The following is a 20,189-nucleotide window of genomic DNA, read 5'->3' as shown; positions in this document are numbered from 1 at the left end:
AATGAATTCTTTGACCACAAGGTTTTTAGTTTTAGCAGGGTGTTTTTTTATGCATACAGGTTTGTATGCGCAAATCAATTTCCCCATTTGCGGGCCTCAGGCTCAATTTTATAGCAAGGATAGCCTACGGATCATTACCTTCGGAGCTAGCACCGTAGAAGGTGTTCCCAAGCCCTTAAACTTTCAAATGCCTTTACAGGCTTATCTGGGACATTGTTACGGTACAAAACCTGTGACCATCTTTAATAATGGCGTTGCTGGCGAGACTACGGCTCAGGGCTTATTACGCATAGACGCAGCATTGAATAATAAGGCTGATTTTTTTCTGATCCTGATGGGGGCAAATGATGCGATCAGGATAACGGATAATCAATTGCGATTAAGTGCGGTAGTGGATAATATGAGATTATTGATTGCAAAGGCAAAAGCAAAGAACCTTTCTGTTATTATAGGCACTGTACAATACTTTGTGGAGACACGGGGTACTACTGCTGAACGTTTGTTATCCAGAAGAAGGAACAGAAACATCGATCTGATCAATAGCGCCTACAGGACTATTGCTAAGGAGAATAATATCAGGATAGCGGACATAAATTCTACATTGGGAAAAGACATTTCCCTTTATTCTGATGATGTCCATCCAAATGCAAGGGGATATGAAGTGCTTGCTCTGGTCTGGTTCGATGCGATTAACCAGGAAATTGCACAAAATTTTCAATCTGTTGGTGTTGTACAAAATTATCCAAATCCTGCAAATACGTATACGAAGCTTGGGTTTACGCTGACTGCTGCTGCAAGAGTAAGGATTACCCTATATAATACTGCAGGGCAGAATATGGGAGTGATTTTCGATGATTACAGAAATGCAGGTTATCAGGAGGAACAGATTTCCACGTCTCAATATACCGCTGGTATTTATATTTTATATTACGAGTTAACCGGACTTAAATTCTCAAAGAAACTGATCATTGTTCATTAATGTTATCCTGTTTCGCCGGATGATCTTCTTTGTACAAACTATTCATGTTAAATATTGTTAATACTTATGTATTTAATTATTAAATGGTTTTTTTTGAGCCGGAACCCTAAACTCCCGCATGCCAGAGTCAGAACAAACTATTACAGTAAAAAAGAATTATGATTTTGTAGATACTATAAGGTGTTTGTCTATGATCGGTATTGTCTTTGAACATACTGAGAAATTTGGCAGTACAAATTATGCTTCTTTTTACACGAGCATGCTCCAGGTCTCGTTCCTTCAATTTTTCAAGTTTGCAACAATTGCCTTTTTTCTTATAGCTGGGTTTTTGATCAATCACAAATTTACAGAATATACTCCATGGCAATATCTGAAGAACAGATTTAAAAGCACAATTGGTCCCTGGGTATTGTGGATAAATGTGTTGATTCTGGTTGATATTATAAATTTACTCTTTATTGCATATTTTCTATATAATGGTGAACGGCATATGCCTTCTCCGTTTTTAGATTATTTGCTTTCATCATATTATTATATCATCATTAATACAAGTTTTTGGTTTATACTGAATTTTTTAATTTGCATTGCTATTTTGCTCTTGTTTAAGCGATTTATATATAATCTTGTTTTTGGAGGAATATTAGCGCTGACTTCTTTATTCTATAGTCTTAATTTGTACCATGGATGGATCAGAACCCAGCACACCACTGCATTATTTGGATTTGTTTTTTTTCTTTGGCTTGGCGCTTATATGAACAAACACATTGATGTGCTTTATAGGTTTATCCGTGGAATTTCCTGGCTCTGGCTGGTTGGCATCACAACTATTTTATTTTTATTTGCTGATTTAGAGATAATCTATCTTAAATCTATCGGACTTGAAGATGCTTACAACACATTACGTTTGACCAACATCTTATATTCCCTGTCTTTTTTCCTTATCCTATTTAAGATCGGTTCAATTCAGTTTGTTAACAAAATATTCCAGCCCAGAAAAACCACATTTGGCATTTATCTTATTCACCAGCTTGTTATACTTCATTTTCTCGAAGGAATATTCCATCCCTTTCACTGGTATGTGGGCTCGATGACATCAATAGAGGCCATTTTTTATAGCATCTTACGGTTTATTATTGCTTACTTCATTAGTATGCTTATTGTACGGGTACTGCTGCTTACGAAATTGCGGTGGACAATCGGAGGTGGGCGTTAGCATAATAGATTTCTGTATATATTTAATTATGTAAGTGTAGCGATTTATCTTAAATTTTCGTTTAACAATTAATTTATTGAGGTTTTTAATCGACCTTAAAGAATTTATTAATTTTTAATCTTGATTTAACGCGAAATGAGTACTATAAAAGCGGGATATCTGATCTCGTATGACTACGAATATGTGAAAATTTCCTTATCCGGTATCTATGATTTTGTAGATGAAATTTTCTTTGCTGTAGACCGTGACCGGAAAACCTGGTCAGGTGAAGATTTTTTGATTAACGAGACATTTTGGGAATGGATAAATGAGGTTGACAAGTCTAATAAAATAAAAATATACGAAGACTATTTTTATATTCCTGAATTAACCCCTATGCAATGCGATACCAGGGAACGGAACATGCTTGCAAAGCAAATGGGATTTTGTGACTGGTACCTTCAGATCGACTCAGATGAATATTTTCTTGATTTTGAAACCTTTGTTAGGAAATTAAAGGGATTTCATCCGATGGTTCCAACAACAATTTCCTGTCGCGTTGCAACTATATTTAAGAAGGTCCAATCGGGTTACCTGCTGATTGACGAATCCTCCGAAACGTTATGTTTTGCTACCAATCATCCTGTGTACGATCTTGCAAAACATAATTCAGGAAACGATTATGTGTATTGGAATGACCTGGTCTTACACCAGAGCTGGGCAAGGGAACCTGAAGAAATCTATTGGAAACTACATAACTGGAGTCATAGGAATGATTTTAATATCCAGAGTTACTACAATCTATGGAATGCTGTAGATGAGTTTAACTTTTTCGGTATAAAAGATTTCCATCCCCTGGGTCCGGGCGCGTGGCCAAAACTCAAAATGATAAAGGCAAATAATATTGATGAGTTACTGAAATCGCAGGAAGTCAGATTGCTGAACCATTCTGAAAAAAATCAATTCAGAAGAAAGCCACTTACTTCGAGACTGTGGAGGGAAATTAAAAGCTCTTTTTAAGATTTGAAATATTGACTTCACTTGCAGAAGCAAATATTGGTGCCCAAAAATCAGTATATAAATTCCATGCATGACAGCCGAATGGTAGCTCCCCTTTAGTTAGGTTAAACGAATGCCCCAGATTATCATTCATTGAAAAGTAAATAGCTTTTTTATAATCCGGTATGTTTAATTGTTTTCTTTTCCTGTTGGCTTCCAATCCGAAAAACACATCTTCGCCAAATTGATGTTCCGGGCGGCTGTTGTAATAGTCGATCTTTTTTTTATTTCTTATACACACTTTATGTAATACTGCTGTATTTCTTAACGATAGGCCGCCGTTGCCAACGCGATTCTCAATTTGAATTGCTGTGGGCAGAACGGTGTGCCGTTGCTTTATATTTAATTTTGTATGCAGGAATCGGCGAGTCAGATTTTTGATTTTTTTGAATATATCTCCATAATGGGTGTACCTAACCCATGGTGCCCCAATGTAGTCATAGCCTTGATTACACCAATATGGAAGATCATCTTTAAAAACAAAGGCGTCTGGCTGATAGATCAGGATGAATTTGTATTGAAGGAATTTTTCATAAAAGATTGATGAAAGCATCAGCTTGTTATATCCCGCTGGATTCTCAAAATATTCATCATCGAAACTAACTACTTCATCAAAAGTGAAATCATAATTGTCAAGATTTAGCTTTCGGGGTTTCAATGCAATAATTTGATAAGAAGAAAGTATTTTAAAGCATTGCCGAATTGAGATTTCCTCCAAAAGGGAAGGCTGTGATTTATACAAGGGTATAACAATAGCTGCTAAATTATTCATTACAGGGAATTAAACGTCTGACTAAGACCGCTTTCTCTCCGGTGCATCGTGTTTTCTTTTTTGTGTAATAACCGAAACTTCAGGCGTGTCTATATTACTTAAACGAAGAAATAGCTGATACTGCTACATGCACTTGTATTTTTAATAAAATTAATATCAATTTTTAGCCGATAGTAGAAGCAACTTTGTCAAAGTAATAGGTCATTTTTTCAGATGATGACCCTATCTACTTAATTTTTCTCTAAGCCATCGTTTGAAACGGCGCCTTGGCAGGTTGTGTAAGCGCCATCTTTTTTCAAGGTCAAAATCCTGGGAAAGCGTAAAATAATCAGCGTCCTTTTCTGGTAAAATATATAAAGGGGCAGTGATTTCTGAAATTTCCTGAACAGCTATAAAAGCATTCTTGCTATTTGTATCCACTGTATGCGTGGCGTCTGCTCCATAGCCGATATTACTGATGAGATTTCTGTTTGGTATAATGGATAGCCCATTATTGAAAAAATTTATAAAAGTTAGCTGGTAATCCCATGTATCAATTTTGCCCGACTTGACTTCCTCAAATATTCTTGTCCAGTTTTCAAGGATAAAGCGGTCCTGGAAAACATTGCTTAATTTCTCTGCCACATCATCTTTGTTATATGTCGTAAGATGCTTGTCGTAATCCTTCCAAACTCTTTTCCATCCTGCCCAGCCCCACACATGGGTTAGGTTAGAGAAGTAGTAACTTGCCTCTCCCCATGTGTTCCCATGTTGGAGGTTACATCCGGTAATATGCCTGATCCTTGTATCAAATCTGTATTTTTCCAACATCGTATCGCAGAAATTGAAGAAACTGTTGGAGGGCAGACAGTCGTCTTCTAATATGATACCTTCTTCCTCATTCTGAAAGAACCAGTCTATGGCTGTGGACACCGCCTCCTTGCAGCCCAGGTTCCTCGTCCGGTACAAGGTCTTTACCTCACAGGGCCAGTCCACCGCTTGAACTATAGCAATCGTTTCCCTGCATAATGCAGCTTCATTTTGTCGGTCTGGTCTTGGTCCGTCGGCAGCAATATAAAGTTTAGCGGGCTGAGCTATTTTAATTTGATTAAAAACTTGTATGGTGGTATCTGGCCGGTTAAAAATTAGAAATAATAGAGGTGATTTTACTTTATAGTTTTTCATTGTCGGATTATAAATGGGTGTTATTTACATATTGAAACATTACAGGACACTATCCTCTTTGATTACAGACTTATAAACTTCTAAAGTTTCATGGGCATTCTTTTCCCAGGAAAATAGTTTAGAACGTTCCAATCCTTTGATTTTGTATTCTCTCCTGGTATCTTCATTTTCTAATAAATATTTTATCTTACTGCTTAGGTCTTGTGGGCTATTCAAATCGAAGTAGATGCCTGCATCGCCAGCCACCTCGGGAAATGAGCTGTGCTTACCTAATACTACCGGACATCCACAGGCCATCGCTTCCAGTACCGGGATTCCGAATCCTTCATATTCTGTGGGGAAAACGAAGCATTGGGCATGTTTGTAATAGGCTGGCAGTTCAGGATCTTCAAAATTCTGCTGCTTTACTTTTTCATATAACCCAAGTTCGCCGATCAATTGTAACTCATCACTATCGAAATCACCACCGCCCGCACACAAGAGCTGCAGACCTGGTGTATTATTCAGAAGCGATTTTACTGATTTCAGTAAGAAAATAAAATTTTTATAAAGTTTCCTGTTCCCTACAAATAGAATGTAGTTTTCAGGAAGTATTACGTGAGTTCTTTGATCGGGTGCTAATCCATGTGCCAAATGTATCACTTTAATTTTGCTGGCATCAATATCTGGATATAGTTTGATGATGTCTTTTCTGGTATTTTCAGAAACTGCGATTATTTTGGCTGCACGTTCCATCAGTAACTTCTTATTTGGAACAGTAGTTTTATCTTCCGTAAAGTAATGAGGGAATAATTCATTGATCATGTCATGAACAGTTAATACAAATGGCTTATCTCCGATGTATTCCAGGAAATATGGATCATAATAACTGGGAACAAATAAATCGAATAGCCGTTCTTTAAGCAGGGTTACAAGATTTTGAGAATTTTTTTCTCTTAATTTCCTGGGTTGATAACTACGGAATGCCTTGCTGTATCTAATCAAAAAGCGATTTTCATTCTGATAACTGGTATTAAACAAAGAACTTCTTTTGTAATGTAAATTGTCGGTGTATAAAAGAGGAAGGGTCATGCTGACCGATTTTTCATCCGCTAAGGCACTAAGTATTTCTGTGTAATATCTCGAAATACCTCCGAAATTCTGTACATTGAATATTTGTGGATCTAAAAGTACTTTAAGCATTGTTATCGTTGATAAATAAACTAAATTTTAGTTAATGGGTCTAGACAATTAACTTTAAGGCCTTTCAAAGATGGCCGGCTGGTTTGAACGCCTGTTAACTATAAACTAATTAAGATGTCAAACGTTTCCAAACGTATAAAAATATCCATCATTACAATTAATTATAACAACGTTTCTGGATTAGAAGAGACAATTCTTTCCGTTAGCAAGCAAAATTATGAGAATATTGAATATATAGTAATAGATGGTGGGTCTTATGACGGGAGCAGGGAGATTCTAACTAAATATAATCATGTGATAGATTATTGGGTTAGCGAACAAGACGCCGGTATTTATAATGCGATGAATAAAGGTATTAACATAGCTACTGGTGATTACCTGCTTTTTATCAACAGTGGTGATATGATTACAGCGGACCACGTGATCGAAGAAGCTGTTAAGATCGGTTTATATGAAGATTTAGTATGTGGTAATTTATGGTTTATTAAAGAATCTTCCAGAAGAGAGTGGGTGACGCCGGACTCGATAAGTTTCCAAACATTCCTAACTTCTACAATACCGCATCCTTGTACGTTTATAAAAAAAACACTTTTTAATACCATAGGATTATACAATGAGCAACATAAGATTGTATCTGACTGGGAATTTTTTTTATTAGCTACCTGTAAATATAATTGCACCTATAAACATATCAATCTGTTTTTAACAGATTTTAATGAAGAGGGAATTAGCTCAAACCCGGAAAACTTTTCTTTAATCGACAAGGAAAAAGAAAATGTTTTGAAAAAGAATTTTTCCTTTTTTTTGGAGGATTATAAGAAATATATGATTGTGAGCGAAGAGCTAAGACGGGTCAAGTACATTATTAGACTGAAAAATTTTTTTAAGAAACTTTCCAAGCCTTCATGAAGAAAAGAATTTTATTTATCACGCAGGATCTTGCGCGAACAGGATCTGAAATGGTGTTATGGTATTTGCTGAAAAATCTTAATAAAGATCGGTATGAAATCTCTGTTTTTTGTATAAAACGTGGAGAAATGTATGATCAGTTGCCTGACTATGTAAAAAAAGAGACGAGTTATAAATATGGGAAGCATTTATTCAGGAAAGTATTCAGAGGATTGCTAAAATTTTTCGGTATAGATCCCCTGGCTTATCAGTTGAAGAATATCCAATCCAACTTTAAAGCTGATATATGGTATGTTAATACTTTGGCAATTCCGGCAGTATTTAACATTGGCAGAACGGAGGGGGTGAAAATTGTTTCGCATATTCATGAACTATTGTACGCTTTTTCACTGATTAAAGGAAATGAACTGGAACAAATTATTTCGTATTCTGATATTTGTGTTGCATGTTCGGATGTAGTAGCTGGAAAGCTGGCAGAACTCGGACATCGTGATATCAGGATTCAGTATAGCTTTATTGATACCAGTACGATTGATATAAATCCTCTAAGAATTCAGGAGATCCGAGATCAGCTTGGAATATCAGCTGATGATTTTGTATGGGCGATTTCTGGTAGAGCAACGTACATGAAAGGCCTGGATTATGTACTGCCGATTTTGGAGCACTTCAAAGATGAAGCAGTTAAAATTGTCTGGATTGGACCGCAATACAACACAGGACTGGACTACTACGTCAGATCGGTTGCCGATTCGAAATATCCAGGTAAATTAATTAAAACGGGCGCTCAGTCGGACGATTATTATAATTATTTGTCGGTCGCAAATGGCCTTTTACTCTTATCAAGAGAAGAATCTTTTTCTTTAACTATTTTAGAGGCCGCTTATCTGGGCATACCAGTTGTTTCTTTTAATGTTGGCGTTGCCGGTCTGTTTATTAAGGAAGGTATAGGGACTATGGTCAATAGCTGGAATGTAGAAGATATTTTCGGAGCCATGAAAAATATCCACAGAAGTTCTCCCGCAGACCAATTAAAGATGAAAGAAGCAGCAATGGAATATAGCAGTTTCATACAAGTGCCCAAATATGAAAAGTTGTTAAATGAAATATGTGCAACTTTAGATGATCACTCCTCATTATAACTCAGGTCTACACCGTATTGCAACATACAGCTGTATCGGGTATAGCGAATCAGCTCATGTCGAACTTACTCCTTGAGGAAAGCTTTAATTTTGGTTGAGATTGCATCGGCTTTAATTCTGAAAGGGAGCAGGTAGAACAGTGTGTCCCTGGCTTTTTCTGCCCTTTTGCCTGAAAAAGCAAAAATATAGTTTAGCGGAGCAATTAATAGTAACATCAGCCATATGTCCGGCCTTCCTTTGGTTTTTATAGTTGCTCTCATCGCAGCGTAATACTTCCGCAGAATTAAATTAGCATCGGTAAAACCTTTTAAAAGCTTCTCATCTCTAAAAGTAGTTGTTAGTTTAGCACCTGGTATAAAATGATGGTAAATCAGAGCAGCATCATAATATAATCTATATCCTTTAAGTATTAAACGCATACAATATTCGGTATCTTCTGCAGATAAGACACTTACACTTCCAAGTTCAGGGAGAAATGATGGGTATTCATTATACATCTTAAGATAAAGTGATTTTTTTGTGATTAATCCTGCTCCCCACAGCACATCTCTTGGCCTCATATAACCCGTGCCTTTTGCCTGTGGGCCAACGGCATAATCAGAAAAATGATGTTGGAACCATTCAGGAAAAGTGCCATCAGTCACAGGAACCCCCTGGCCTCCTATAGCCCCTACATCTGGCATTGCCTGCAAAAGCTCAAATGCATTTTTAAGATAATCTGCAGATAGCCAATTATCGTCATCGCAAATGACTATATATTCATAGTTAGCTGCCTTAACAGCATGCTGTAAGGCGTATAGTTTACCGGGCTGGCTTTCAATGATTACTCTGAATGGCACATTTTTGACTGCACACGAATCCCAGAGGGCTTCAGCAAATAGTGCTGATCCGTCTGTGGATGCATTATCGGCGAGGATTACTTCCCATCCAATATTTTCCGGCAGCGTCTGGCCGGCTATATGGGTAATAGTTTCGCTCAGTCGTTGTTTACCATTGAATGTACAAATAATGACCGTTATACCTCTGTTCGCCATTATTTTCTTTTTTTATAGGCATTCCACATCGCTGGAAGTAAAAACCTGAGTATGTTGGTTTTTGACGATAGTGGATGCCGGAACATAGGATCAATTAAATTTCTGTTTACGGGATCAATACTGTTTTTAACGTTCCAGTATTCTTTATATTGTTTTTTGAATGCCTGATCGTAGGTAGCATCGTTAATCAATTTTTCCTGATACATCCAGTTGACTATTTTCAACTCCTCGATAAAATTTAACCCACTTTTATAAGCTTTGGTACTTACATCCTTGTCATGCTTTCTAAAATAATTAAGGAGTTTTCCGCTAATATGTGTTTTACCCTGTCTGGCAATTTGTATCCAGAAAAGTCTGTCACCTGAAAATTTATAAGTGGTATATTCCCTGGATATATTGTTAAACATATCTTTTTTAAAGATAGCCATACTGGCATTGTAGATGGACACCTTAACAGCTAAATAGTCTTCTATAAAATCCTTACTATCTACTATTTCAGACAGGCAATGATGGCTTGATTGCCATTTAATGGCATTGTCACCATTGATATAATACATTTGACAATAACTAATAACGCAATCTTTATCCTTTTTTATCCCTGTAAGAAGCTCTTCCAGGAGTGAGGGTTCACACCAGTCGTCACTTTCTGCTATCCAGATATATTCTCCTTTTGCTAAATTAATGCCTTTTTCCCATTGGATAAATGGGCTTCCGCTATTCACAGAATTAAAGACTATATGAGTTACCTTAGGATGACTACTATACATTTTTATAACGTCCTTGCTGTTGTCTGTTGAACAGTCGTCTAATATTATTAATTCAAAATTTTGAAAAGTCTGGTTCAATACAGAATCTATTCTCTGCTTCAGGAAAGCAGAATGATTGAAGTTTGGGATAATAACAGATACCTCTACCATTTTTATTTTGAAGTCTAATTATTTATAAATATTTTGACAGGCCTGATTCACAGGTCTGCGTATGATTTTCAATACAGTCATTAAGAACTGCATCATTCTCTGCCAGATGTTGCCTTGGTGATTCGGGATGGTAAATATGAAAAGCAACTGCCCCAAACTTTAATATTCTTTTTTTTATACCTGAATTGATTAATCTAACCGCAATTTCGCTGTCTTCCCTGCCCCAGCCAACGATAGATTCGTTGTAACCATTCACTTTCAGCAGGTCCGTTTTCCAAAAGGCCATATTACAGCCCCTCACATAGGTTATATTGTGAGCTTTATATCGCTCTGCCATAAAGTTGCTGAGGGGGGAAAACCTCAGGGCATTTGAGAAATTGGTAAGGCCTCTTGAAAATAACGGAACCCTGGTACTTTTATATTGAATAAGTTTTCCGGAAAGAGAAGCGGACATCTGAACCCTGGTACCGCTAACAAATGTTCCGGTATTGCTGAACCTGATATGGTCTTCTATAAAATGATGCTCCAGAATGAGGTCTCCGTCAATCTGAACGATATAACTTCCTTTAGCTTTAGCTATCGCTTTATTCCTGATCCTGGAAAGCTGAAACCCTTCATCTTTCTGCCAGACATGTATTAAAGGTACCGGAAAGTCTTTCTGATATTTTTTTATCAGTGTTTGAGTTTCGGGTCCGGAGCCGTCGTCAGCAATAATGACCTCATCGGGCAATACATTTTGCTCCCTTATACTGATCAGGCACAGATTTAAGGCATCCGGCCAGTTATAGGTAGAAACCATCAGCGAAATGCTAGGATTGTGCATAGCCATTTATACAGTCTTTTAGTCTCATTTGAACAGCAGATTTAACCTCTCTGGCGTGTTCAGGTTCATTATTCCGGGATAACTGTCCATGTGATAAATGAAACTGCACAGCCTTAAGTTTAACTGCTTTTTTTTGGATATTATTATTCACAAAGCGTGCGGCCAGTTCTTCATCTTCATGGCCCCAGCCGGTAAGCGCATTATTATAACCGTTAACCAGTATAAAGTCTGATTTCCAATAGGCGAGGTTACTCCCCCGTACGCTTTCTGAATTATTGCTTTTTTTTTCCAGCAGGAATGATAACATCGGTAATCTTATACTGTTAAACCTATTTATGATGCCGCAGCTTAAAAAGCTAAAATAGATATGTGCGGTACGGAATATTTCCGGTAGTCTTTCCTGTTTAATATGTGCACGGGTGCCTCGCACGAAAACATGCGGCTCAGACAAGGTCTGGTGATCTGCAATAAAGTGTTTTTCAAGAATAACATCTCCGTCAATCTGCACGATATATTGTCTGGAAGACTGCTTAACGGCCTTGTTTAAAATGATGGTTTTCCTGAAACCCATATCTTCATGCCATACATGCAGGAGCGGAACAGGGAAATCTTTTTTTATCTCACCGATAACTTGTCTGGTTGCAGAACCGGATCCGTCATCCGCAATAATAACCTCTGCAGGAAGCACAGTTTGCTCTTTAATGCTGAGCAGGCATAATTTCAGTGCTTCGGGCCAATTGTATGTGGATATTATAATCGATATTTCTGGCATAGTCTCAGCAAGGTTTATTCGGCAAAAGTCTGCATATCTATTAAACGTTTATAAAGGCCATTGTGTGTCAGCAACTCCAGGTGGCTGCCTTGCTCTACAATCATACCTTTTTCAATAACAACAATAATATCGGCGTGTTGTATCGTACTCAGTCTATGTGCAATAACGATAGAGGTTCTGTTCTTCATCAGATTGTTAAGGGCGTCCTGCACTAATTTTTCTGACTCTGTATCCAGTGCTGAGGTAGCTTCATCAAGTAACATGATAGGCGGATTGGCGAGTACCGCCCGGGCAATACAGATCCGCTGCCGCTGTCCGCCTGAGAGCCTGTTTCCCCTGTCGCCAACAAAAGTTTGATAACCATTGTCAGCCTGAGTGATGAATTCATGGGCATTGGCAATTTTAGCCGCCGCCATTACTTCTTCCTCTGTCGCATCAGGTTTAGTGAAGGCAATATTATTGAATATGGTATCATTGAAAAGGAAAGATTCCTGATTTACAGTTCCCATGTTATTTCTGATACTTTCTACTGTAAGATCTTTATAATCGATATTATCTATTTTGATCCTCCCGCTTTTAGGATCATGGAAACGTGGGATGAGATCCATTAGTGTACTTTTTCCACCACCGGAAGGACCTACCATAGCTACAGTTTTTCCCTTTGGAATAGTAAGGTTAATTCCGTTCAGCACATCTTTATCTGCATAACTAAAGGATACATTTTCCAGGATCAGCGACTCACTAAAGGTTTTTAGTTCAGTTGCACCTTCCTTATTCACCATTTCCGGCTTAGTATCAATCAATGCAAGAACCCTTTCTCCTGCGGCAATACCGGAATGAATACCTGTAAAAGAATCGCTGATTGCTTTAACTGGTTGCATTACCTGGGAAAAGACAGCAATATACATGATGAAGTCAGACGCTGTAAATTCCTTGCTGCCGCTGATTACCAGTGAACCGCCATAGAGTACAATGATGACAACCACCAAAATGCCGAGTGCCTGTGAAACCGGAGATGCCAATTGCTGCCTCCTTGCCATCTTCCTGTTCAGGTTAGAGTAGTAGTAGTTTTCCGCATCAAATTTTGCCTTGATCCTGGGTGTTGCGTTAAATGCTTTTATGATCTTGATACCACTCAGGGCCTCGTCCAGAAATCCGATCATCTTTGCAAAAGACTCATGCGCCGCGGTAGCCTGCTGCTTTAGCCTCTTAACAATTTTGCTAATGATAAATCCTGAAACAGGTATAACCAATAAAGAGAATAATGTGAGTTTTACCGAGATACTGAATAACACAACGATGTAGAAAATCAATTGTACGGGTTCTTTGAATACAACCTGAAGCGTATTGGTAACGGTAAACTGTACTACCTGTACGTCTGAGGACACCTTGGAAATAATATCGCCTTTCCGTTCATTATTAAAAAAGCCAAGATGGAGGTCCATTACATTACTAAATACAGTTTTTCGCAGGTTCAGCAATGTATGTACCCTCAAATCTTCCATAAAACGCTGAGACAGGTATCGAAAGAAATTAGAGAGTAAAACCGAAATTAAGATAACTGAACAAACAATTTTTAAGGCTCCTTCTTTACCTACAGTGGCTATGGTGTGGTTAATATAATTTTTGAACTGCGCAAGAAAATCCAGCTTTCCTGCCACCTGCATTACACCCGTTGAGGGCTTACCTGTTGAAAATAATGTGTCAAGCAGAGGTGATAGCAGCGTAAAATTAAAGGTGTTAAAAAATATGGCTAACAAAGTTGCTATTAAATAAGGTATAGCAAACTTTTCAATTGGTTTTGCAAAGGAAAGTAATCTGAAATAGGTCTTCATTTAAATTTGAAAATTTAGCGAAGGTACAAATTTTGTATTTGTAATACAGTCTGCTAAATTAAGGCCGGAACCGCGTGCTCCCAGAGATGTAGATGTAAGCATTCACATGCGTTCTGCTAAAGGGTAAGAATATTTATTTTGCCGGAGCAGATATATTCTGGTTCTTTGCAGGAAAGAGAGGTTAGCAATGAAAACAATACCGCAGCTTTTATCTGAAATAAAAAGGGGTGATTATTTGTCTTTAGCGAGAGGATTAACCTTAGTTGAAAATGACTTACCCGGCAGCATAACACTGCTTCAGGCAATGGTGATGAATTATAATGTCCCTGTCATTGGGATCACTGGTCCGCCGGGTGCCGGGAAAAGTACTCTGGTGAATGCTATGATCGGTACCTGGAGTGATGAAGGTAAGAGGATTGCTGTTCTGGCGGTGGATCCGACGTCGCCGTTTAATCTCGGGTCTCTTTTGGGGGACAGGATCAGAATGTCTTCCCATTTTAATAATCCTGACGTTTATATCCGTTCTGTTGCGACACGTGGTTCAGTGGGTGGCCTGGCAGGAAAGATCATTGAAATGACTGACGTGCTAAAAAGCTCAAATTTTGATTATATTCTTATAGAAACCGTCGGTGTTGGACAATCAGAAATTGAAATCGCCGGTTTAGCTGATATTACTATGGTTGTTCTGGTTCCTGAAGCAGGAGATGAAATCCAGCATATCAAATCCGGTTTAATGGAAATAGGCGATGTCTTTATCGTAAATAAAGCAGACAGGGATGGAGCTGAATCGTTTGCCAATCAGCTGAGGAAATCGCTGCACCAGCGCGCAGATACTATTCCTGTATTTAAAACTATAGCCGATAAACATTTTGGTACCGCGGAGTTATTGCAATGGCTGAATACTGTGGACATTAAAAGTAATGAAAGAAGATTATTTTTGTATGCTGAAAAAGCATACAAACTGATTCAGAATAAGCGGATGCATGATATATCAAAAACTGAGCTCCAGCATAAGCTTGCGGTTTCCCATCGTGATGCAGGCTTCAACTTATACCGGTTTATAGAGCAGTACAATTATAAATGATGGCTCTGTCTGAGTACCGTTGAACTTACCTGTTTCTTTTTCCAGTGTTCCGCCCGGCTACTGTAAAGAAAGAACTTAGCCCATTTATATTTATCTTTCAGATGTGGTGCGTATTCAACACCGGATACCCTGTGTGATATATCAGGATCGTTTGCCAGGCACTCCCTGATTGCAATTGAATACACAGTTGGGCCAGTCATCTTGTGCACATCGTGCGGGTATTTATTTTGAGAAATGTTATCAAGAACCATTTCCATGGTTTTCTTTAAAAATGGATGGCCCGCTTCATACATCATGGCCCACTGAACAAAAAATGCAGGATTTTTCTCTGGCGAGAGCAGCGCATGGTCATCGGGTGCAATGAAATCATCAAGCCGGCTGTTCACGCTGCAGTCGATGTCAAGATATACGCCGCCTTTTTTATATAGAACCGCATATCTGAAGAAATCGGCTTTAGCAGCTCCGATGTTTAGTTTCTTATAGGCTGAGACCACTTTGGCATCATATTCCGCTGAGAGAAATGCATTGATCCGCTCATCGTCATAAAATTCGTATGTATAATGTGGGTTTCTCTTTCTTAGCCTGGAAATATGCCACCTCGTTAAAAAAGGTAGTTTGGAGGTCTTAAAGGTTTGATGTATGATCTTTGGTATGGGCATGTGGCTATAAGTAAGATGTGCTGTTCATGATTTCCTCGATTTCTTCAGCTTCCAGGGGAATATTTTCCATGAGATCAATGTTGCCGTCCTTTTTGAGCAGTATATTGTTCTCTAAACGGATGCCGAAGCCCTCTTCAGGAATGTAGATGCCCGGCTCACAGGTAAGTACGTTTCCCTCTGAAAAAGGTGCATACCGGTCGGCAAAGTCATGGACATCCAAACCAAGATGGTGACTGATGCCATGCATAAAATACTTTTTATAGAGCGGAAAGGCTGGATCCTGATTTTTTACATCATTTATGGAGAGCAGGCGTAATCCGACCAGCTGCTCAGTCATGAACGCGGCCACGCTCTGATTATATTCCTTTGGGGAAAGCCCTGGGGATAATATTTTTTTTGCTTCCTTCATGACGTTTACAACAGCGTTATATACCTCTTTTTGCCTTGGTGTAAATCTGCCGCTCAGGGGAATTGTACGGGTCATATCGGCATTGTAATTGGCATATTCAGCGCCAAAGTCCATCAGTACCAGGTCGCCCTGCTCACAAATCTGGTTATTATCACTGTAATGGAGAATATTTGCATTTTTTCCGGATGCGATGATTGGAGGATAAGCATGGCCGGTAGCCCTTTTTCTGATAAATTCATGAATAATCTCCGCCTCAATCTCATATTCTGTTACACCGGGACGCGTAAATTTAAGCACACGAAGAAAAGCATCCCTTGTGATTTCACAAGCTTTTAGGATCAGATGTACCTCTCCGGCCGACTTCTTATCACGCAGCTGACGCATTAATGGTGCAGCTCTTTCGTAACGATGTAGTGGATATTTGGCTTTCATGTGTTCAATAAACCGGATATCCCGGTATGGAACTGCATACGATGATGTAACATTTTCATTCATATTCAGGTAAACATAGTCTGCATAGGAGACAATACTGTTCAGAATTGGCTCAAAATCGTCAAGCCAGTAGACAGATTGTATGCCAGAGGCCTTCCGGGCCAATGTTTTTGTGTATTTATGACCTTCCCAGATCTTAATATTGTCGTTTGTCTGTCTTAAAAACAGGACTTCTTTATATAAAGGGTTAGGACAATCGGGATAAATCAGCAATATTGTCTGCTCCTGATCGATGCCTGAAAGGTAAAAGAGGTCTGCATTTTGTTTGAAAGGGAAGTCCTGATCACCGCTTTTTGGGAATTCATCATTGGATTGAAAAATAGCTAATGAGTTGTTATTTAGGAGTTTCCGTAGTTTCGTACGGTTTTCGATAAATAGGTTGTTTTCTATATCTTCGTATTTCATTATCAGACTGACTATATTAGCAAATAAAGTCAAATATATTCAAATCCTAAAATATGTTAAAATTGGAACGGTGTTTGTATATCTGTTGTGAGAATTAAAAATTTGTTTAATTTTGCTACACAAAAAAATTATACAGTTTAAATTTGTTTAACCTTAAAAAAGAAAAATTATGAATTATTCTACTTTGAAGAAGGGGCTAGCATTATCCTTTGTTACAGCGGTTGGAGTTACAACTCTTGCTTCTGCTCAGGATTCTACAGCCACTTCGTCTTCAGCCAAAGTGTTTGGTGGAAGAGGCCAGTACAGAACTTGGTCAGTTGGTGTTAATGGTGGTGTTTTATCTCCGTTCGTTGCGATCGGTGGATCAAATGACTTCACAAATGCTGATGTAAACTTAGGCTACGGTATTTCGTTAAAGAAACAGCTGGGTCACGCTTTCGGTTTAGAAGGTAACATTTTCCGCGGAAAAATTTCTGGAACTAACAAAGACGCTCAAGGTGGTGTTCAGTATACTGAACAAGGTCTTGGTGGTGTTAGAGAATCAGAAACTTCAATCGGTTACGCAGCTGACATCAGAGGCGTTGTTAACGTTGCTACTGTAGATTTCTTACGTCGTGAGAACTCAGTTAACTTCTTCGTTACTGCTGGTTACGGTTTAATTGCTTATGCTCCTAAAGTTACTTATGGTAACGGAAACGTGGTTGACTGGAAAGATCACGCTGGTGATAGCAGAGATAAAAAATACGTTAAAGAAGCTTACATTCCAGTTGGTGCTGGTGTGAAATTTAAAGTTTCTGACCGCGTTGCTTTTAACTTAGGTTACACTATGCACTTTGTTGACAGTGATAACTTAGATGGAGTTTATGCAAAAGGAACATCTAAAGATAAATTCTCATACGGTTATGCTGGATTAGAATTCTCATTAGGTTCTAAATCTAAACCAGACTTAGAATGGGTTAACCCATTAGCTTTGATGTATGATGAATTGAAAGATCCTTCATTACGTCAAGAAGTTGAGGCGTTAAAAACTCGTGTTTCTAATGTTGAGAAATCTGTTGAAGATTTGAAAAAAGATAGCGATGGAGACGGTGTTTCTGATCAATTCGACAAATGCCCAGGAACTCCTGCAGGTACTGCTGTTGATGGTTCAGGATGTCCACTTCCAGCTCCAGTTGCTCCGGCTGCTTCTGCTAACGTTACTGGTTTCGAAACTATTCAATTTGAATTCAACTCTTCAGTTTTAAAAACTGAATCTTACCCTACTTTAGATAAATTATCTTCAGTGTTACGTGAAAACGGTGGTAAAGCCTTAGTAAAAGGTTACGCTTCAAGCGAAGGTACTGCTGCATATAACTTGAAATTATCTAAAGACAGAGCAAACTCTGTAAAAACTTACTTAGTTAACTCTGGAGTTAACGCAAGTCAAGTTGCTACAAAAGGTCTTGGTGAAGCTAATCCAATCGCTTCTAACGATACTGAAGAAGGTCGTATCCAAAACCGTCGTGTTGAAACTTCAAGAAACTAATATTTCTTAAACAACATACAAAAAGAGGGCTTCGATTTATCGGAGCCCTCTTTTTTTTGTCATTATTTTTAAATCTGTCGCATCAAATGGATTAATCGAATTCGAAATATTTTGGAGATCGGCTGGATAGCAACGTGATTGTTAATGATTCAGCTGCATGATCTTTTAAGGATTATGTCGAATTGTATTTGATGTATCATTATATGTGTAATTCACTAATCATATACCTAACTATGATTTACTATAGTGGGGCTTTTAATGACTTAAATTATCAATTTGTTCTAAAGATAGACAATGTACTACAGGAGAATAGCGGGAAGGATGGATGGAACTTTTAATGAGACCCTGAGAACTCCGATCCCAAAGCGCAGATAAAGAAACATTATGGCAATTTCGGTATTTAGGTGATGACAACTTTGTCGTTATCCAAAGCAGAGGATGTACCACAAACTGTGTCAGAAACGTTAAACATTTAGACACTATATCTTATGTCAACACAAGACAAATTTGACTTTGAATCCTTCAAAAAGGATGCTATCGCAGGTCTCTACTCAGGTAAAAGATGACCGGCAGTGATGGAGTTTTAGCTCCGATGATGAAACATTTTTTGGAATCGATGATGGCCGGTGAGCTGGATCACCATCTTTCCGAAAGCAAGCGACTGGAACAGCCTAATCGCAAAAATGGAAAAAGTAAGAAGACAGTTCGCAGTTTGAGTGCCGGTGAATTTGAGTTGGAAACCGGCAGGGATAGGCTAAGCACCTTTGATCCAAAGATCGTTCCTAAGCGGCAGTTGATTATCACTGAAAAGCTGGAAGGCAACATCTTATCGATGTATGCAATGGGCATGAGCACGCGTGCTATGAGGGATTACGTGCAGGAAATGTACGCAATGGATATTTCTCCTGCAGAAATCTCTCGAATTACGGACAGTGTGCTTCCGGCTGTGCAAGAATGGCGTAACCGTCCGCTAGAGGCCGTTTATCCCTTTGTATTTCTGGATTGCATGTTTTTTACGGTTAGAGTAAATGGTGCAGTGGAGACCCGTGCCATCTACAATATTCTGGGCGTGGATATTGAAGGCAAAAAGGAAGTTCTGGGTCTTTATACTTCTGAAAATGAAGGTGCCAAGTTTTGGCTTTCAATTCTTACTGATCTAAAAGCGCGCGGTGTGGAAGACATGCTTATTGCGTGCATAGACGGCTTGAAAGGATTTCCAGAGGCTGTAGAAGCGGTCTTTCCCAAAACCCGGGTACAACTGTGTATCGTTCATCAGATCCGCTCTTCAATGCGTTATATTCCAGAAAAAGACAAAAAAGCGGTCATGGCTGATATGAAGCCTATTTATCAGGCTAACAATGAGCAGCAGGGCTATGAAAAGTTGCTTGAATTTGAACAGAAATGGGGCAAGAAATATCCCCTGATTTGTAAATCCTGGTTGGATAACTGGTTAAACCTTTCCGCCTTCTTTGAGTACGATCAGGTCATCAGAAAAATTATTTATACCACCAATCCGATTGAGGGTGTACACCGGCAAATTCGCAAAATAACCAAGACCAAAGGTGCTTTTTCATCTGAGCAGGCGCTGGCGAAATTGATGTACCTGGTGATTAAAAATATTAGTAAAAAATGGACGATGCCAATCCATAATTAGGGACAGGCATTTTCACAACTTTATATTAGATTTGGGGACAGAATTCTCAAGGAGCAAAACAGCTTCTGAGGAGCATTAATTTAGAACTAACACAGTTCGCGAGACACTCCCAAACCTAGTCCGAATAGACTGTGACGTAATTTACGAATGCTACTGTATTAATTCAAAATTATTCAGCCGCGTC

17 protein-coding genes and 1 pseudogene are annotated in these 20,189 nt (G+C 38.5%); 8 read left to right on the top strand and 10 right to left on the bottom strand.

Going from position 1 to position 20,189, the window contains the following annotated elements; translation table 11 throughout:
- Window position 1: 1 nt before the first annotated feature.
- From BLW16_RS05655 to BLW16_RS05645, 3 genes are all read left to right on the top strand, one after another.
- Window positions 2-979, top strand: a complete 978-nt coding sequence (locus BLW16_RS05655) for an SGNH/GDSL hydrolase family protein (protein ID WP_090555587.1) — start codon at window positions 2-4, stop codon at window positions 977-979.
- Between the two features lie 118 nt (window positions 980-1,097).
- Window positions 1,098-2,192, top strand: a complete 1,095-nt coding sequence (locus tag BLW16_RS05650; RefSeq protein ID WP_139298261.1) for an acyltransferase family protein — start codon at window positions 1,098-1,100, stop codon at window positions 2,190-2,192.
- 135 nt (window positions 2,193-2,327) lie between these two features.
- Window positions 2,328-3,191: a hypothetical protein gene (locus tag BLW16_RS05645; RefSeq protein WP_090555585.1), complete on the top strand. Its 864-nt coding sequence runs from the start codon at window positions 2,328-2,330 to the stop codon at window positions 3,189-3,191.
- Here BLW16_RS05645 and BLW16_RS05640 read toward each other — a convergent pair.
- The 3 genes from BLW16_RS05640 to BLW16_RS05630 form a co-directional block, all read right to left on the bottom strand.
- Window positions 3,175-4,002 (bottom strand): DUF5672 family protein, encoded by an 828-nt coding sequence (locus BLW16_RS05640; protein WP_090555584.1) that lies wholly within the window; start codon window positions 4,000-4,002, stop codon window positions 3,175-3,177. The two genes, BLW16_RS05645 and BLW16_RS05640, sit on opposite strands and share 17 nt — an antisense overlap.
- Window positions 4,003-4,224: 222 nt before the next feature.
- Window positions 4,225-5,166 carry a nucleotide-diphospho-sugar transferase gene (locus BLW16_RS05635; protein ID WP_090555583.1) on the bottom strand — a complete coding sequence of 314 codons (942 nt, stop codon included), beginning with the start codon at window positions 5,164-5,166 and terminating at the stop codon, window positions 4,225-4,227.
- Between the two features lie 39 nt (window positions 5,167-5,205).
- Complete coding sequence (locus BLW16_RS05630) at window positions 5,206-6,348, bottom strand: glycosyltransferase family 4 protein (RefSeq protein WP_090555582.1); 1,143 nt, start codon at window positions 6,346-6,348, stop codon at window positions 5,206-5,208.
- A gap of 114 nt (window positions 6,349-6,462) precedes the next feature.
- On the opposite strand from BLW16_RS05630, the gene BLW16_RS05625 reads away from it, so the two are divergent.
- Entirely contained in the window at window positions 6,463-7,257 is a 795-nt protein-coding gene (locus tag BLW16_RS05625; protein ID WP_090555581.1) for a glycosyltransferase family 2 protein, read from the top strand.
- Window positions 7,254-8,396 (top strand): glycosyltransferase, encoded by a 1,143-nt coding sequence (locus tag BLW16_RS05620; protein WP_090555580.1) that lies wholly within the window; start codon window positions 7,254-7,256, stop codon window positions 8,394-8,396. Before BLW16_RS05625 ends, BLW16_RS05620 begins: the two co-directional genes overlap by 4 nt.
- A gap of 65 nt (window positions 8,397-8,461) precedes the next feature.
- On the opposite strand, the gene BLW16_RS05615 is transcribed toward BLW16_RS05620, so the two are convergent.
- Genes BLW16_RS05615 through BLW16_RS05595 form a run of 5 tightly spaced genes read right to left on the bottom strand, consistent with a single transcriptional unit; the run spans window position 8,462 to window position 13,777 of the window.
- Window positions 8,462-9,430, bottom strand: coding sequence for a glycosyltransferase (locus BLW16_RS05615; RefSeq protein WP_090555579.1), 969 nt, complete (start codon window positions 9,428-9,430; stop codon window positions 8,462-8,464).
- Window positions 9,430-10,347: a glycosyltransferase family 2 protein gene (locus tag BLW16_RS05610; RefSeq protein WP_090555578.1), complete on the bottom strand. Its 918-nt coding sequence runs from the start codon at window positions 10,345-10,347 to the stop codon at window positions 9,430-9,432. The genes BLW16_RS05615 and BLW16_RS05610 overlap by 1 nt, the downstream gene beginning before the upstream one ends.
- 22 nt (window positions 10,348-10,369) lie before the next feature.
- Window positions 10,370-11,176 carry a glycosyltransferase family 2 protein gene (locus BLW16_RS05605; protein ID WP_090555577.1) on the bottom strand — a complete coding sequence of 269 codons (807 nt, stop codon included), beginning with the start codon at window positions 11,174-11,176 and terminating at the stop codon, window positions 10,370-10,372.
- Window positions 11,157-11,942: a glycosyltransferase family 2 protein gene (locus tag BLW16_RS05600; RefSeq protein WP_090555576.1), complete on the bottom strand. Its 786-nt coding sequence runs from the start codon at window positions 11,940-11,942 to the stop codon at window positions 11,157-11,159. The genes BLW16_RS05605 and BLW16_RS05600 overlap by 20 nt, the downstream gene beginning before the upstream one ends.
- A gap of 14 nt (window positions 11,943-11,956) precedes the next feature.
- Window positions 11,957-13,777 carry an ABC transporter ATP-binding protein gene (locus BLW16_RS05595; protein ID WP_090555575.1) on the bottom strand — a complete coding sequence of 607 codons (1,821 nt, stop codon included), beginning with the start codon at window positions 13,775-13,777 and terminating at the stop codon, window positions 11,957-11,959.
- A 187-nt stretch (window positions 13,778-13,964) separates the two neighbouring features.
- Between BLW16_RS05595 and meaB the strand changes: the two genes are divergently transcribed.
- Entirely contained in the window at window positions 13,965-14,861 is an 897-nt protein-coding gene (gene meaB, locus BLW16_RS05590; RefSeq protein WP_090555574.1) for a methylmalonyl Co-A mutase-associated GTPase MeaB, read from the top strand.
- Here meaB and BLW16_RS05585 read toward each other — a convergent pair.
- Both BLW16_RS05585 and BLW16_RS05580 read right to left on the bottom strand, forming a co-directional pair.
- Entirely contained in the window at window positions 14,852-15,520 is a 669-nt protein-coding gene (locus BLW16_RS05585; RefSeq protein ID WP_090555573.1) for a glycosyltransferase family 32 protein, read from the bottom strand. The genes meaB and BLW16_RS05585 overlap by 10 nt on opposite strands.
- A gap of 4 nt (window positions 15,521-15,524) precedes the next feature.
- Window positions 15,525-16,826: an aminopeptidase P family protein gene (locus BLW16_RS05580; RefSeq protein ID WP_090555572.1), complete on the bottom strand. Its 1,302-nt coding sequence runs from the start codon at window positions 16,824-16,826 to the stop codon at window positions 15,525-15,527.
- 169 nt (window positions 16,827-16,995) lie between these two features.
- Between BLW16_RS05580 and BLW16_RS05575 the strand changes: the two genes are divergently transcribed.
- Window positions 16,996-18,351, top strand: a complete 1,356-nt coding sequence (locus BLW16_RS05575) for an OmpA family protein (RefSeq protein WP_090555571.1) — start codon at window positions 16,996-16,998, stop codon at window positions 18,349-18,351.
- Window positions 18,352-18,839: 488 nt separating this feature from the next.
- A pseudogene (locus BLW16_RS05570) lies at window positions 18,840-20,074 on the top strand (IS256 family transposase).
- Window positions 20,075-20,189 lie beyond the last annotated feature (115 nt).

Source organism: Pedobacter hartonius (assembly GCF_900107535.1).
Lineage (GTDB): Bacteria > Bacteroidota > Bacteroidia > Sphingobacteriales > Sphingobacteriaceae > Pedobacter > Pedobacter hartonius.
Note: the sequence above shows the minus strand (reverse complement) of the source record. Positions and strands in the feature narration are given on the sequence as shown.

Coding starts and splice junctions, on each gene's coding strand:
- BLW16_RS05650 (WP_139298261.1), top strand. CDS start 1,098: ATGCCAGAGTCAGAACAAACTATTACAGTAAAAAAGAATTATGATTTT.
- BLW16_RS05645 (WP_090555585.1), top strand. CDS start 2,328: ATGAGTACTATAAAAGCGGGATATCTGATCTCGTATGACTACGAATAT.
- BLW16_RS05585 (WP_090555573.1), bottom strand. CDS start 15,520: ATGCCCATACCAAAGATCATACATCAAACCTTTAAGACCTCCAAACTA.
- meaB (WP_090555574.1), top strand. CDS start 13,965: ATGAAAACAATACCGCAGCTTTTATCTGAAATAAAAAGGGGTGATTAT.
- BLW16_RS05605 (WP_090555577.1), bottom strand. CDS start 11,176: ATGGCTATGCACAATCCTAGCATTTCGCTGATGGTTTCTACCTATAAC.
- BLW16_RS05595 (WP_090555575.1), bottom strand. CDS start 13,777: ATGAAGACCTATTTCAGATTACTTTCCTTTGCAAAACCAATTGAAAAG.
- BLW16_RS05580 (WP_090555572.1), bottom strand. CDS start 16,826: ATGAAATACGAAGATATAGAAAACAACCTATTTATCGAAAACCGTACG.
- BLW16_RS05635 (WP_090555583.1), bottom strand. CDS start 5,166: ATGAAAAACTATAAAGTAAAATCACCTCTATTATTTCTAATTTTTAAC.
- BLW16_RS05610 (WP_090555578.1), bottom strand. CDS start 10,347: ATGGTAGAGGTATCTGTTATTATCCCAAACTTCAATCATTCTGCTTTC.
- BLW16_RS05600 (WP_090555576.1), bottom strand. CDS start 11,942: ATGCCAGAAATATCGATTATAATATCCACATACAATTGGCCCGAAGCA.
- BLW16_RS05620 (WP_090555580.1), top strand. CDS start 7,254: ATGAAGAAAAGAATTTTATTTATCACGCAGGATCTTGCGCGAACAGGA.
- BLW16_RS05615 (WP_090555579.1), bottom strand. CDS start 9,430: ATGGCGAACAGAGGTATAACGGTCATTATTTGTACATTCAATGGTAAA.
- BLW16_RS05630 (WP_090555582.1), bottom strand. CDS start 6,348: ATGCTTAAAGTACTTTTAGATCCACAAATATTCAATGTACAGAATTTC.
- BLW16_RS05640 (WP_090555584.1), bottom strand. CDS start 4,002: ATGAATAATTTAGCAGCTATTGTTATACCCTTGTATAAATCACAGCCT.
- BLW16_RS05575 (WP_090555571.1), top strand. CDS start 16,996: ATGAATTATTCTACTTTGAAGAAGGGGCTAGCATTATCCTTTGTTACA.
- BLW16_RS05655 (WP_090555587.1), top strand. CDS start 2: ATGAATTCTTTGACCACAAGGTTTTTAGTTTTAGCAGGGTGTTTTTTT.
- BLW16_RS05625 (WP_090555581.1), top strand. CDS start 6,463: ATGTCAAACGTTTCCAAACGTATAAAAATATCCATCATTACAATTAAT.